This is a genomic window from Mesorhizobium sp. M1409, from assembly GCF_040317535.1.
In the GTDB taxonomy this organism is placed as follows: domain Bacteria; phylum Pseudomonadota; class Alphaproteobacteria; order Rhizobiales; family Rhizobiaceae; genus Mesorhizobium.
Genome location: NZ_JAMYKV010000033.1, coordinates 1 through 13,240 on the forward strand (window position 1 = coordinate 1; position 13,240 = coordinate 13,240).

Below are 13,240 nucleotides of genomic sequence, written 5' to 3' on the forward strand. Positions count from 1 at the left end.
AAGCATCCTTCAAAGAATCAGATGCTCTCGACAGATTCAGCTCCTAAACCCCTTGTCACGCGTTAACTCACCCGATTGCCCTGGCGAGATCGTGCGTTCTCTTTACGTTCTGATTTGCCCCTGATAGCCTAGCCTGTCGGCGGCACTGAGGCGCCCGACCCGTCGATGGTGGTGATGGCTGTCTTGTCTTTCCCTTGCGAATCCGGTCTCTCGCGCTGATGGAATTCTCTCCCCAACAGGACGAGGCGCTGCAAGCGGTTGCTCGCTGGCTAAAGACCGGAAAGCCGCAGCTGTTCCGGCTGTTCGGTTATGCCGGCACCGGCAAGACGACGCTGGCGCGTTATTTCGCCGAGCATGTCGACGGCCAGGTGCAATTCGCCGCCTTCACCGGCAAGGCGGCACAGGTTCTGCGCTCCAAAGGCGCGGTCAATGCGCGCACCATCCATTCGCTGATCTACAGGCCGAAGGGCGAGGAGTCGGTGTCGGACGAGGTCACCGGCAAGACGTCGATGTCGCCGACCTTTTCGCTCAACCGGCAGAGCCCGATCACGCGGGCGAAACTGGTCGTCATCGACGAATGTTCGATGGTCGACGAGCAGCTTGGCCGCGACCTGATGAGCTTCGGCACGCCAATCCTGGTGCTCGGCGACCCCGGCCAGTTGCCGCCGATCTCGGGGGGCGGCTTCTTCACCGACCACGAGCCGGATTTCCTGCTCACTGAAATCCACCGGCAGGCGCGCGACAACCCGATCCTGCGGCTGGCGCTCGATGTGCGCGAGGGCCGTGAATTCATGCGTGGCGACTACGGCACGGCGCAGGTGATCGGCAAGGAAGACGTCACCCAGGAGCTGGTGCTGAAGGCCGACCAGGTCTTGGTCGGCACCAACCGCACGCGGCGCCGCTACAATCAGCGGCTGCGCGAACTCAAAGGCTTCAATGCCGACTATCCGCAGGCCGGCGACAAACTGGTCTGTCTGCGCAACGATCCGGCCAAGGGCCTGCTCAACGGCTCGCTATGGAAGGTGATGACCTCGTCGCGCGAAACGGTGAAGCCCGGCATCAATCTGCTGGTGTCACCGGAAGAGGACGATCCGGATCGCGGTGTCGCCAAGATCAAGCTGCTCAAGGCGGCGTTCGAGGATCCCGACGCCGATATTCCGTGGCAGCAGAAGAAGCGCTTCGACGATTTCGACTATGGTTACGCGCTGACCGTGCACAAGGCACAGGGCTCGCAGTGGAACGAGATCGTGCTGTTCGATGAAAGCTGGGCCTTCAAGGAAACCCGCCAGCGCTGGCTCTACACGGCAATCACGCGGGCGGCAGAGCGGCTGACGATCGTCAGGTAGCAGGCAATCGGACGCTATCGCTCCCCGACAGGCTGCGCAGCAAGCCATTGCCAGGCGGCGGCTTCGTCTTCCGCCTTGAAGTGTCTGAATTCGATAGGCGGTGAGGGCGGCAGGAAGCGTTTTGCGTCCGCTATCCAGTCCGGTTCGCCTATCGCCGCGCAACGGCCGACATGTTCCAATGCATGAATGGCGCCCTGCTTCAGGGTCTCGTCCGCGATATCGGCCCAGTCGACGCCCTCGTGGTCGATGAGGCGCACCAGTACGTCGATGCGCTGGTGGAGGGCATAGGCAGCCTCCAGCAACCCGAAAAGGTTTTCGCCATCGGCCGCGGAAACGTGCCCGACGACGTCGATGGCGAAAAGGTCGTCACGGTTGGTCTCGACACGGCGAATCGCCGGCACGGCATCGAGAAAATTCATGGGTGCGTCCTTTCCCGGACTCATTCTTCAGTTCTTGGAACACCCGAAACCCCCTGTCTGTTCCCGTCAAAGGCATTATAGGTGGCGCATCGAATGATTTCCGAGGCCATCGCCATGCCCGCAAAACTCTCCGTCAATCTCAATGCCATCGCCATGCTGCGCAACCGGCGCGACCTGCCGTGGCCCAGCGTCACCGGCCTCGGCCGCATTGCGCTCGCGGCCGGGGCGCACGGACTGACGGTGCATCCGCGCCCCGACGAGCGGCACACAAGACACTCCGACTTGCCTGAGATCCGGTCGCTGATCGACGACGAGTTTCCGCGTGCGGAATTCAACATCGAGGGCTATCCGACCGAGGAGTTCCTGGCACTTGTGGAAAAGCATCAGCCCGAACAGGTGACGCTGGTGCCGGACGATCCGGCCCAGGCAACCTCCGACCACGGCTGGAACTTCGCGGCACAGGCCGCGTTCCTCACTCCGATCGTCAAACGCCTGAAGAAGGGAGGCTTTCGCGTGTCGCTGTTTGCCGATCCGGACCCCGATTGCGTGGCCGCCGCGCGCGATACCGGGGCCGACCGCATCGAGCTCTATACGGGTCCGTATGGAAGCTGTCATTCGGATTCCGCCAAAGCAGCCAAGGAATTGGAAAGGTTGGGAAAAACCGCCGATGCCGCGCTTGCCGCCGGGCTTCAGGTCAATGCCGGGCATGACCTGGTGGTCAGCAATCTGCCTGCGCTTGCCAAGCGCATTCCGGCATTGGCCGAAGTGTCGATCGGACATGGGTTGACAGCCGACGCATTGGAGTATGGCATGGCCGGCACGGTGGGGCGATTTCTCAAGGCCTGCGGGTGGTAGCGATGGCAGACTCGCGCGACAGAGATGGCAGCCATTACCCAACGGCACTTGATATTGCATCGCAGCAAGCGTAGAGCACCGCGCGCTTATCGGAGTGTCGTCCATGGCCCTTACCAATGCTGGTACTGAGGCAGAATCTGTCGAACAATCGAGCCATCCAGAGGTCGAACAGCACAGCACCAAGATTCTGATGCTGGGCGCGCTCGGTGTCGTCTATGGTGATATCGGCACCAGCCCGATCTACGCCTTTCGCGAAGCATTGCACGCCTCGTCCGGCGGCGATGTCGCCGAACGTGGCGACATCCTTGGCGTTTTGTCGCTGATCATCTGGTCGCTCACGATCACGGTTACAGTAAAATATATCATGTTCGTGCTGCGCGCCGACAACCGCGGCGAGGGCGGCGTGCTGTCGCTGATGGCGCTGGCGCGCGGCAGCTTCCCGACGCGCTCGGCGATCATTCTCGCCATCGGCATTGTCGGGGCCTCGCTGTTTTTCGGCGATGCCGTCATCACGCCGGCCATCTCGGTGCTGTCGGCGGTCGAGGGCATGAATGTCGTCACGCCTGCTTTCCAACCTTATGTGGTACCGCTGACATTGGTCATTCTGGCCATACTGTTCGCGGTGCAGCGGTTCGGCACGGGTGGTGTCGGCTTGGTGTTTGGCCCGGTGACCGCCGTGTGGTTCCTGGCCATTGGCCTTTCCGGTCTCAATCACATCGTCGCCGATCCGGAAATCCTGTGGGCAATCAGTCCGCACTATATCGCCGCCTTCCTGATCAATTCGCCCGACGTCGCTTTCGTCACCGTCGGCGCCGTCTTCCTCGCGGTCACCGGTGCCGAGGCGCTCTATGCCGATCTCGGTCATTTCGGCCGCAAGCCGATCGTGCTGGCTTGGCTGGCGATCGTGTTTCCTTGCCTGCTGCTCAACTATGCCGGGCAGGGCGCATTCGTGTTGGCCAATGGCGGAGTCGTCGGCCATCCATTCTTCGAGATGAACGGAGGCTGGACGCTGATCCCGATGGTCGTGCTGGCGACCGCCGCGACCGTCATCGCCAGCCAAGCGGTCATATCAGGCGCTTTCTCGCTGACCCGGCAGGCGGTGCAGCTCAACATGTTGCCGCGCCTCGAAATCCTGCACACGTCGGAGAGACAGTCCGGCCAGATCTACATGCCGCGCGTCAACCTCTTGTTGGCGTTGGTGGTGATGATGCTGGTCGTCGGCTTCGGCGAGTCCAGCAGGCTGGCCTCGGCCTATGGCATCTCGGTGACCGGCAACATGCTGGTGACGACGACCCTGCTCTTCGTCATCATGACACGCATCTGGAAATGGAACCTCTGGCCGGCAATCGCGCTGACGGCGCTGTTCATGTTCATCGATATAGGCTTCTTTGCCTCCAACATCGTCAAGGTGTTCGAGGGTGGTTGGGCCTCGTTGGCGGTGGCCTTCGCTATAATCATGGCCATGTGGACCTGGGTGCGCGGCAGTCGCTACCTGTTCGACAAGACCCGCCGCAACGAGATCCCGCTCGATTTCCTCGCCGGCAATCTGTTGAAGAAAAAGCCGCAGCTGGTGTCCGGCACCGCCGTGTTCCTGACCAGCGATCCGCTCAGCGCGCCAACCGCGCTGATGCACAGCCTGAAGCACTACAAGGTGCTGCATGAGCAGAACGTCATTCTTTCGGTGGTGACGGCGCCGCAGCCAGTGGTGCCTGACAGCGACCGGGTCAAGATGGAGACGGTCAACGAGCTGTTCATGCGGGTGACGCTGACCTTCGGCTACATGGAGCAGCCCAACATCCCGCGCGCGCTGGCGATCTGCCGCAAGCAAGGCTGGAAGTTCGACATCATGACGACCTCGTTCTTCCTGTCGCGGCGTTCGCTCAAGGCCTCGCCCAATTCCGGAATGCCTGTGTGGCAGGACCGGTTGTTCATCGGCCTGGCGCGCACGGCGGCCGACGCGACGGAGTATTTCCAGATCCCGACCGGTCGTGTGGTGGAGATCGGTACACAGGTGGCGATCTGACCGGCTCGGAATAAAAGCGGCTCTGCCGCGATCCTTCGCGCCCCCCTCTGTCCTGCCGGACATCCCCCACGAGGGCAGGGCTATCGCATATGGATTCTTGCGAAGAAGACCCCCACCCTAACCCTCCCCACAAGGGGGAGGGAACGCTGCCGCGTGCCTTTAATTCTTCTTTGGCACCGAAAAGACAGGCGATTCGCCTAGGTCAGCACCAACGGAAGTCTCCCTCCCCCTTGTGGGGAGGGGTTAGGGGTGGGGGTCCGTGCCGCGCAGGCATCTCAGGACTATGCCCGGCGAAAACGCCGCTTCAGCCCGCCAGGGCTGCTTTGTTCGCCTCGAGAAATTGCTTCAACGTCTTTGGCGTTCTGCCGGAAAGTTTCTCGATCGCGTCGGTCACCATGGCGATGCGGCCGGAGCGCGTGTTGGCGTCGAAGGACACGACGACGTCAGCGAAATCCTCGGGGACACCGGCCGCCTTCACGCCTTCGGTCAAGGCTTCATCCGGAACCTGCACGACATCGAGCGGCTTGCCGGTGACCTCGCTCACCAGGGCGGCGATTTCGGCCGTGGTGTAGGCGTGCGGGCCGGTCAACGTGTAGGTCTTGCTTTCGTTTGAGGCGCCAGCGAGGCCGGCGGCGATCGCCGCGGCCATGTCATCGCGTGCGCCGTGCGCAATGCGGCCTTCGCCGGCGGACGTATACCAGTGTCCCGAGGCGATCGCGTGCGGCAGTGCCATGAACAGATTCTCCTGGTACCAGCCGTTGCGGAAGATCGTGTAGGGGATGCCGCTCGCCTTGATCGCCTGCTCGGTGCTGTAGTGATCGTTGGCGAACAGCACGGGCGAAACTGGCTCGGGATTGGGCATCGAAGTGTAGAGCAGATGCGAAATGCCGGCGTTCTTGGCCGCGGCGACTGCATTTTCGTGCTGCTTCAGGCGTTTGCCGCTTTTGAGATCGAGATCGCCGGTCGAAATGATCAGCACCTTGTCGGCGCCCTTGAATGCGGTTTCCAGCGAAGCCGCGTCGTTGAAATCGGCGGCCCTGACGACAACGCCGCGTGCCGCCAAATCGGCCACGTTTTCTGGATTGCGTGTTGTGGCGATGATCTTTGCCGGCGGAACTTTGTGCGTGTCCAGGAGATAGTGGATGACGCCGCGGCCAAGCTGGCCGGAGGCGCCGGTGACGAGAAGGGTTTCGGTCATGGGGGATCCTGACGTTGCGCCGCAAGGGCGGATCGAGTGGTAGTCTCGGAAAGAGACCAGCACTAAAATAGGAATTGACCCACCGCCGTAAAGAAGGCAGTTTTTCGGGAGGTAGGCACAGGCAGGGAACCACCCATGGACGGCAAGGTCATCAATCTGAAATCGAAGATGGAGATCTATAAGGCGATGAGCGGGGACGGCAATTTCGCCAATTGTCCGGTCCGCGATGTCATCCAGGGCGTCAGCGGCAAATGGAGATCGCTGCTGATGATGGCGCTGGCTGAAAGACCCTATCGCTTCGGCGAGTTGAGGCGCCTGGTGCCCGATATTTCGCAACGCATGCTGACCCAGACGCTGCACGATTTGCAGCGCGATGGCTATGTCCATCGTGAGGTGTTCCCGACCAAACCACCGAGTGTTGAATACAGCCTGACCGATCTAGGGCGCTCGATGTTCGGCGCTTTTCATCAATTGATTCTATGGGCCGAACTCAACCACGATGCGGTGCGGATAGCGCGCGCCGATTTTGATGCCGCCCAAGGTTGAGCCGGCCAATGCCCGGAGCCGCAACTTGATTTCGCCCGACGGCTGAAGGATTGTCCTCGCCAATCAGGCTTGGGGCATCGAGATTTCATACCATATCGCAATTGCGGGCGCCGGCCCGGCTGGGCTGGCCATGGCGCTCTATCTCAAGCGTGCCGGGCATCGGGTCACCGTCTTCGAGCGCTTCGACGAACCGAAGCCGGTCGGCTCCGGACTGATCCTGCAGCCGACCGGGCTGACGGTGCTGGCCGATCTTGGCCTGCTCGACGACATACTGGCGCTGGGCAGTCGCATCGACCGCCTGCATGGCGCCGACGCTAACACAGGTCGTACCGTGCTCGACGTCCGCTATGATGCGCAACATGGCGGTCGCTTCGGGTTGGCGGTGCATCGGGCGGCCTTGTTCGGGGTGCTTTATCGAGCAGCGCAGCGCGAGGCGATCGCTATCGAAACCGGCGTTGAAGTCGAGGCGCTGGAGACGGGCGAACGGGCAACGCTGATCCGTGGCAACGGACGAAGGGCGGGGCCATTCGATCTGGTCGTCGACGCCGGCGGTTCGCGCTCGAAACTGCGACGCGCAAGCGCTCCAGGCGAGCCACGACCACTTACCTATGGCGCGTTCTGGGCCTCGCTCGGTTGGCGCGGCGAAGGTTTTGACGAGCATGCGCTGCTGCAACGCTACGACAAAGCGAGCGTGATGATCGGCGTGCTGCCGATCGGCCGGCCGGAGCCGGGCGCTGAAAAGATGGTGGCATTCTTCTGGAGCCTCAAGCCGGCCGATGCCGAGCGGGTGCGGGCAGTGGGTCTCGACGCCTGGAAGGAGAGGCTGGTCGCGCTGTGGCCCGAATGCGAGGCGTTCACCAGCCAGGTCGAGGATTTCGACCAGCTCTCGCTGGCGCGCTATGGCCACCACACGATGAAATGGCCGGCCGGCCGGCGGCTGGCCATCATCGGCGATGCGGCACACTCGACCAGCCCGCAGCTCGGGCAAGGGGCCAATATGGCACTGCTCGACGCGGCGGCGCTCAGCCATGCGCTGGCGAGGACGGCGAGTGTCGAGGCAGCGCTTGAAGCCTATGCGAAGGCGCGCCGCTGGCATGTGCGGATCTTCCAGGCGCTGTCGCTGGCGTTCACGCCGTTCTACCAGTCGGATTCCGTGACGCTTCCCTTTATCCGCGACAGGCTGGTGGCGACGGTGGCAAAAATTCCGCCGGCACCGCGGTTCCTCGCCTCGATGGTGGCCGGCACGGTGATCGATCCGTTCAAGCGGATCGGGCTTGCAGAGGCGAAATGGCCGGATCGCTTCGGTGGATGAGGCTCGAAAGGTATGATCCCTTCGCCCGCAGGAAGGCATGCAGGCCTTGCGGGTAGCCCGGCGCCACGGCGTGCTTGATCGACGGGCGTTCACTCAACGCCTGGCGCCAGGCGCGGACGAGCGGTTTACCGTCAAGGATGCCGAAATCACCGATCCGGTCGAAGGCGTCCAGATAGCGGAAGACCGGACCGTAAACGGCGTCGACCAGCGAAAAGTGCTCGCCGGCGAACCAGGGTCCGCCAAGCTCGTCCGCCAGTTCGGTTTCGAGACGATCGAACATGGCTGACAGCGCGCTGGATTCGGCCAGGAAGCCGGCCTCGGTCGACGCTGAATAGAACCGGCCGATGGCGTTGAGCGTGGCCGAGCCGAACTCGATCCAGGCACGGTGCCGGGCGCGGGTATAGGGGTCGGTGGGGTGGAGGGGATTGGCCTGCGTCTCTTCGAGGAGTTCGAGGATGACCGCGGATTCGAAGATCACCGTTTCCTCGCCATTTCGCTGCAGGCGCAGCAGCGGCACCTTGCCGAGCGGTGAAATCGCCTTGAACCAGTCCGGCTTGTTGGCGAGGTCGATATCGACGCGCTCGAACGGCACGCCCTTTTCAGCCAGTGAAATCGCGGCGCGCTGAACATAGGGGCAGAGATGGTGGCTGACGAGAATGAGCTTGTCGGTCATTTTACTCGCCCCAATGTCGGCGAGTTCGCGGATTTCGTGTTCATTGGACTGGCTTTCCATAATTTAATGCACTTGCATCTATGTAAATGCATATGCATTGAACGTCAAGCTTGATGCAATTGCATCTATTGCCTATGCTGGGCCATGACCGAGACAGCCATGCCTTCGCCCGAAGCCATCAAGGCCTGGGCCCGCCTGATGCGCGTTTCGCGCCAGCTGGTGGAAAGCGCTGAAGAGGCGTTAAAGGCCGCCGGCCTGCCGCCGCTTGCCTGGTATGACGTGCTGCATGAGATCGCCGAGGCGGGCGAGGGCGGGCTGCGGCCGTTTCAGCTGATCGAGCGCACTCTATTCGCGCAATACAACATATCGCGGCTGCTGGCGCGGCTCGAGGCCGATGGGCTGGTGGAGAAGCTGCCGGTGGCCGATGACGGCCGTGGCCAGACCATCCGCATCACCACCAAAGGCCGCGAGACGCGGCGTCGAATGTGGGCTGTCTACGGACTGTCGATCGCCGAACTGGTCGGCGCCAAGCTCTCGGGAGATGAGTTGACCATGGTCTCGGCACTGCTTGGCCGACTGCGCCATCCGCCCATCGCGGACTGATGCCACGGCGCCGAGCCGGCTCGGCGAGGTCAAGCCGGATGGCTGCCCCAGAGAAACGCCAGCGTCGACAAAACACCGAGCACCGTGCGAACCAGATGCAGATTGCCCCATTTGATGATCAGGGGCCTGGCTTGCGGATTGACGGCGCCTGCATCCATCGCCTCCAGCACCCTGTTGGTCGGCATCATCGCGATCAGCGTCCACGGCCAGGGCAGGATGATCAACACCGCGCCAACCAGGAAGGCGAGACCGCCGGTCTGCCACCAGGCAATCAGGCCAAGAACGCAGGCGACAATGGCAATCGACGCCTGCATGGCGGCGCCGCGTTTGTAGGAAGGCTGCCATTCCTGCAGCAGTGCCTTGTCGTCGAGACGAAGCCGCGCCGGCTGTTCCGCGACGCCGACGTAAATCGCGGCGCCGGAGAATACGGCGGCAACCGTCAAGGCGAGCAATCCGATCAGCATCTTCTTTCCCCGCGCAAGCCGCCGCCGTCCAGAAAGAAATAGGGCTTGCAAGGCCCAAAACAATACGCCATAGATCAGGCGAACCGTAACGTACGGTACGGCTTGCCGAAATAACCGGCCGGCCTTACCTGCCGAGAGAAGAGCGTGTTGCACATCGTACCCGAGATCGACACCAGCCAAGCGCTGACAGAGCGGCAGAAGGCCGTGCTCGACGCGGCGTTGCGGCTGCTGGTCGAGGAGGGCGATCAGCTGACCATGACCGCCGTGGCGCGCCGTGCGAGCTGTTCCAAGGAAACGCTCTACAAATGGTTCGGCGATCGTGACGGGCTGCTGACGGCGACAGTGCAATGGCAGGCCTCGAAGGTGCGGGTGGCGCAGGTCGATGGCAAGGGGCTTGATCTCGCCTCGCTGACGGCAAGCCTCGAACGCTTCGCTTCCGACTGGCTCCAAGTAATCTCCAGCGATACCTCGATCGCGCTCAACAGGGTTGCGGTCGGTCATGCCGGCTCGGGCAAGGACAACCTTGGCGCCGTCGTGCTGGAAAATGGCCGCTTCGCGCTGGCCAAGCGGCTGAAGCCTGTGCTTGAAGCCGGCCGGCGGGCCGGACTTCTGGAATTCTCGGATGCCGAAACGGCATTCCGTACCTTTTTCGGGCTGGTCGCCCGCGACGTGCAGATCCGTCTGCTGCTCGGCGACCGGCTGGAATTGACTGAGGCGGCGATCGGCGGCGATGCCGCGCGGGCGACGCAGCAGTTTCTCGCTCTTTTCGGAGCAAAAACCGGCCGTAAGGCTGATTCATAAAACGGGAAGGAAGACAAAATGCGCGTCTATTACGATCGTGATGCCGATCTCAATCTGATCAAGGGCAAGAAGGTCGCCATCATCGGCTATGGCAGCCAGGGCAGGGCGCATGCGCTCAACCTCAAGGATTCCGGCGCCAAGGAGATCGCCATCGGTCTCAAGGTCGGCTCGGCGACCGCCAAGAAGGTCGAGGCCGATGGGCTCAAGGTGATGAGCGTGGCGGATGCCGCCAAATGGGCCGACCTGATGATGATGGCAACGCCCGACGAACTGCAGGCCGACATCTACAAGAACGAGATCGCGCCGAACATCCGCGATGGTGCGGCGATCGCTTTCGCTCACGGCCTCAACGTGCATTTCGGCCTCATCGAGCCGAAGTCGACGGTCGACGTCGTCATGATCGCGCCCAAGGGCCCCGGCCACACGGTGCGCGGCGAATACCAGAAGGGCGGCGGCGTGCCGTGCCTGGTCGCGGTCAACCAGGACGCCTCGGGCAATGCGCTGGATCTAGCGCTGTCCTACGCCTGCGGCGTCGGCGGTGGCCGTTCGGGCATCATCGAGACCAATTTCCGCGAGGAATGCGAGACCGATCTGTTCGGCGAGCAGGTCGTGCTGTGCGGCGGTCTGGTCGAGCTGATCCGCGCCGGTTTCGAGACGCTGGTGGAAGCTGGTTATGCGCCTGAGATGGCCTATTTCGAGTGCCTGCACGAGGTCAAGCTGATCGTCGACCTGATCTACGAAGGCGGCATCGCCAACATGAACTACTCGATCTCGAACACCGCCGAATGGGGCGAATACGTCTCGGGTCCGCGCATCATCACCGCCGAGACCAAGGCCGAGATGAAGCGCGTGCTGAAGGATATCCAGACCGGCAAGTTCACCTCGGAGTGGATGCAGGAATACCGCGCCGGCATGTCGCGCTTCAAGGGCATCCGCCGTATGAACGACAGCCACCAGATCGAGGAAGTCGGCGCCAAGCTGCGCGCGATGATGCCCTGGATTTCGAAGAACAAGCTGGTCGACAAGGCGAAAAACTGAGCGAAATCAGCACATTCCAAGACAGACAGCGTCTACAGCTGAATCGGAAACGGCGCCCCGTGGCGCCGTTTCCTTATTCTGTCGGTAAGTGGCTGCAGATCAGCTGTAGGGCGACCAGCACTGCTGGCGCGGGCCGTTATAAGGCTGGAACGTGTTGTCCCAGGCGCGATACGACCGGTAACGGTTGTAGCACCATTGGACATGGGCACTCGAAAGCCGTCCTGCGCGGTAATAGCGGCGCGGCGCCGGCCTGTCATAGTAGTTGTAGTTGTTGTACATGCTGCCGAGGCTGAGCCCCAGCCCTAGGCCCAGGAGCGCGGCCGCTCCATCATCGTAATAGCGGCCGCCGCGATAATGATGGCGACCGTGACGCCAACGCCAGTCATTTCCGCCATCCCAGTTGCCGCGGCGCCAGTTGTCATGGTTCCAGTAGCGACGGCCGTCATGGCGGCGCCACCTCCAATTGTCACCGTAGAACTGACGGTCATTACCGCCCGCCCATTCGTCGCGGATCGGGGTGACCGTCGGCGCCGCCGTGCTGGTGGGAATCGACAGTGTCGGCTGCATGATCGGGCCGGCAGCGGACGGTGCCGTGATGCCGGAGACGATACCGAGCGCTATTAGCCCGGATTTTACCGTGGACGAAAAGAGCGAATTCATTGCACTCTCCAAGGGGTACAGGCCCCACGCCAAGCCGAGGAATGGGCCTAATGTGGACGTTTGCATCTGAACGGCGGATGAACGGAAAGGTTCCGTCAACCATGGCGCGAAGGCGCCTAGGACCCAACCGGTCTCGCTGGCGGTCCTGCGATCTTGTTTTCCGCGGCACTTGCGGGCAAAGGTCATGGCATGTCACTGCGCCTTGCCACCTTCAACGTCGAGAACCTGATGAACAGGTTCGATTTTTCCGGCTACCGCAACCAGCTCAACGAGGATCGCACGCTGGCGCTGTTCGATATCCAGAGCGAGGTGGAATACAAGATGCTGGAGCAGGCCCGCGCCATCGCACAGTCCGACGATACGCGCCAGCTGACGGCGCTGGCGATCGCCGCCACCCGCGCCGACATCGTCTGCATGCAGGAAGTCGACAACATCGAGGCGCTGAAGGCGTTCGAACACGGCTACCTGTTCAAGATGGTGGGGCAAGGCTACCGGCAGAAATACACCACATCGGGCAATGATACGCGCGGCATCGACGTTGCCGTGATGATGCGCAACGAAACCGCGCAGGGCCAGCCGATCGAATTCGTGCGCATGACCAGCCACGCCTATGTCACCTACGAACAGTTCGGGCTGCACACGCCGGAACTGGCGGCACTCGGCAACCAGGCCAATGAGCGCATCTTCCGGCGCGATTGCCTGGAAATCGACATCACGGTGGGCAGCGTGCCGCTGACGCTTTACCTCGTGCATTTCAAATCGATGGGCTCGCCGCGCAATGGGCTCGACGGGCGCGAGGCGACCATGCCGATCCGCATCGCCGAGGCGCAGGCCGTGCGGCGGATCATCGAGGAGCGTTTCGGCAAGGACCACGCCGCCGACAAACGCTGGGCGATCTGCGGCGACATGAACGATTACCGGCAGCGCGTGAAGGTGGCCGGCGACGCGATCGACGGCTACCGCTTCGAGGTGGTCGACGAGACCCTATCCTGCATCAACGTGCTGACGGCCGGCGGTTTCTGCGAAAACCTCGTCGAGCGGCGGCCCGAGATAGATCGCTGGAGTTTTTATCACACGCGCGGACCAGAAGAGCGGCATCTGTGCCAACTCGACTATATCCTGTTGTCGAAGGGGCTCGCTGCCAGCAACGCGACGGCCGTTCCCGACATTATCCGCAACGGCCAGCCCTGGCGCACGATTTTCCCATCCGGCCAGGAGGTCGACCGCTTTCCGCGCGCCGGCTGGGATCGGCCGAAGGCGTCGGACCATTGTCCGGTGGCCATCACCCTGGACATCGTTTGA

The 13,240-nt window shown here is 62.4% G+C and carries 14 protein-coding genes; 9 read left to right on the top strand and 5 right to left on the bottom strand.

Features of this window, described 5'->3' with window-relative positions:
* Nucleotides 1–218: 218 nt before the first annotated feature.
* Complete coding sequence (locus NKG99_RS22915; RefSeq protein WP_352870914.1) at nt 219–1,346, top strand: ATP-dependent DNA helicase; 1,128 nt, start codon at nt 219–221, stop codon at nt 1,344–1,346.
* A 14-nt stretch (nt 1,347–1,360) separates the two neighbouring features.
* Here NKG99_RS22915 and NKG99_RS22920 read toward each other — a convergent pair whose 3' ends face one another.
* A complete protein-coding gene (locus NKG99_RS22920) occupies nt 1,361–1,765 on the bottom strand; it encodes a SpoIIAA family protein (protein WP_352870915.1) in 405 nt (134 codons plus the stop codon).
* Between the two features lie 114 nt (nt 1,766–1,879).
* Here NKG99_RS22920 and NKG99_RS22925 point away from each other — a divergent pair, with 114 nt between their 5' ends.
* Complete coding sequence (locus NKG99_RS22925; RefSeq protein WP_352870996.1) at nt 1,880–2,620, top strand: pyridoxine 5'-phosphate synthase; 741 nt, start codon at nt 1,880–1,882, stop codon at nt 2,618–2,620.
* Between the two features lie 103 nt (nt 2,621–2,723).
* On the top strand, nt 2,724–4,643 hold the full coding sequence (locus NKG99_RS22930) for a potassium transporter Kup (protein WP_352870917.1): 1,920 nt from the start codon (nt 2,724–2,726) through the stop codon (nt 4,641–4,643).
* A gap of 304 nt (nt 4,644–4,947) precedes the next feature.
* Here the strand turns inward: NKG99_RS22930 and NKG99_RS22935 are convergent, their stop codons facing one another.
* Nucleotides 4,948–5,841 carry an SDR family oxidoreductase gene (locus tag NKG99_RS22935; protein ID WP_352870919.1) on the bottom strand — a complete coding sequence of 298 codons (894 nt, stop codon included), beginning with the start codon at nt 5,839–5,841 and terminating at the stop codon, nt 4,948–4,950.
* Between the two features lie 135 nt (nt 5,842–5,976).
* On the opposite strand from NKG99_RS22935, the gene NKG99_RS22940 reads away from it, so the two are divergent.
* The gene (locus NKG99_RS22940; protein ID WP_352870921.1) at nt 5,977–6,387 is read left to right on the top strand and encodes a winged helix-turn-helix transcriptional regulator; all 411 of its coding nucleotides are present in this window, start codon (nt 5,977–5,979) and stop codon (nt 6,385–6,387) included.
* A gap of 130 nt (nt 6,388–6,517) precedes the next feature.
* Complete coding sequence (locus NKG99_RS22945) at nt 6,518–7,699, top strand: FAD-dependent oxidoreductase (protein WP_352870922.1); 1,182 nt, start codon at nt 6,518–6,520, stop codon at nt 7,697–7,699.
* Here NKG99_RS22945 and NKG99_RS22950 read toward each other — a convergent pair.
* A complete protein-coding gene (locus NKG99_RS22950) occupies nt 7,647–8,372 on the bottom strand; it encodes a glutathione S-transferase family protein (RefSeq protein ID WP_352870924.1) in 726 nt (241 codons plus the stop codon). The genes NKG99_RS22945 and NKG99_RS22950 overlap by 53 nt on opposite strands.
* A gap of 144 nt (nt 8,373–8,516) precedes the next feature.
* On the opposite strand from NKG99_RS22950, the gene NKG99_RS22955 reads away from it, so the two are divergent.
* Entirely contained in the window at nt 8,517–8,975 is a 459-nt protein-coding gene (locus NKG99_RS22955) for a MarR family winged helix-turn-helix transcriptional regulator (protein WP_352870925.1), read from the top strand.
* A gap of 29 nt (nt 8,976–9,004) precedes the next feature.
* Here NKG99_RS22955 and NKG99_RS22960 read toward each other — a convergent pair whose 3' ends face one another.
* Nucleotides 9,005–9,439, bottom strand: coding sequence for an anthrone oxygenase family protein (locus NKG99_RS22960; protein ID WP_502910998.1), 435 nt, complete (start codon nt 9,437–9,439; stop codon nt 9,005–9,007).
* Nucleotides 9,440–9,583: 144 nt separating this feature from the next.
* Between NKG99_RS22960 and NKG99_RS22965 the strand changes: the two genes are divergently transcribed.
* Nucleotides 9,584–10,240: a TetR/AcrR family transcriptional regulator gene (locus NKG99_RS22965; protein WP_352870926.1), complete on the top strand. Its 657-nt coding sequence runs from the start codon at nt 9,584–9,586 to the stop codon at nt 10,238–10,240.
* A gap of 18 nt (nt 10,241–10,258) precedes the next feature.
* Nucleotides 10,259–11,278: a ketol-acid reductoisomerase gene (gene ilvC / locus NKG99_RS22970; protein ID WP_352870927.1), complete on the top strand. Its 1,020-nt coding sequence runs from the start codon at nt 10,259–10,261 to the stop codon at nt 11,276–11,278.
* A gap of 99 nt (nt 11,279–11,377) precedes the next feature.
* Here the strand turns inward: ilvC and NKG99_RS22975 are convergent, their stop codons facing one another.
* Nucleotides 11,378–11,938, bottom strand: a complete 561-nt coding sequence (locus NKG99_RS22975) for a BA14K family protein (protein WP_352870928.1) — start codon at nt 11,936–11,938, stop codon at nt 11,378–11,380.
* 189 nt (nt 11,939–12,127) lie between these two features.
* On the opposite strand from NKG99_RS22975, the gene NKG99_RS22980 reads away from it, so the two are divergent.
* Complete coding sequence (locus NKG99_RS22980) at nt 12,128–13,240, top strand: endonuclease/exonuclease/phosphatase family protein (protein ID WP_352870929.1); 1,113 nt, start codon at nt 12,128–12,130, stop codon at nt 13,238–13,240.